Genomic DNA, 781 nt, shown 5'->3' on the forward strand with positions numbered 1-781 from the left:
GTGCGTCTAACATCCCCTCATCCATGTTGATGTCGATGATTTGGGCACCATTTTCAACTTGCTGACGCGCGACTTCTAATGCTTCGTCATACTGTTCTTCTTTGATCAAACGTTTAAAGCGAGCAGAACCTGTGACGTTAGTTCGCTCACCGACATTGATGAATAAAGTCTCTTTCTCAATCGTTAATGGCTCTAATCCGGAGAGACGACAAGCAACAGGCAAATCTGGCAAAGCGCGAGGTGTAACACCTTCAACGGCCTGCGCCATTTGGCGAATATGCTCCGGCGTTGTACCACAACAGCCACCAATCAGATTTAAAAAGCCGCTGCTAGCCCACTCTTTTACATGCTCTGCCATATCTTCTGGAGAAAGGTCATATTCTCCAAAAGCATTCGGCAAACCTGCGTTAGGGTGTGCGGAAACAAATGATTCAGAAATACGAGAAAGCTCTTCCACGTATGGGCGCAGTTCATCTGGCCCCAATGCACAGTTAAGACCGAAAGATAACGGCCTTACATGACGTAGAGAGTTGTAAAATGCTTCCGTGGTTTGCCCTGATAACGTGCGCCCCGAAGCGTCGGTAATCGTACCGGAAATCATGACAGGCAGTGCAACACCAAGCTCTTCAAATACAGAATCGACAGCAAAGGCACATGCCTTAGCATTCAATGTATCGAAAATAGTTTCGATCAAAATAAGATCAGCGCCACCTCTGATTAACGCTCGAGTTGACTCGGAATACGCTTCAACCAACTCATCGAAAGAAACATTGCGGTAGCC

General features: G+C 46.9%; 1 protein-coding gene. It reads right to left on the reverse strand.

The window, feature by feature from the left end; genetic code table 11:
* The coding region (locus tag R7R78_RS25655; protein WP_225474561.1) for a homocysteine S-methyltransferase family protein at positions 1-781 on the reverse strand (781 nt) is incomplete at both ends.

The organism is Vibrio sp. 2134-1 (assembly GCF_033339495.1).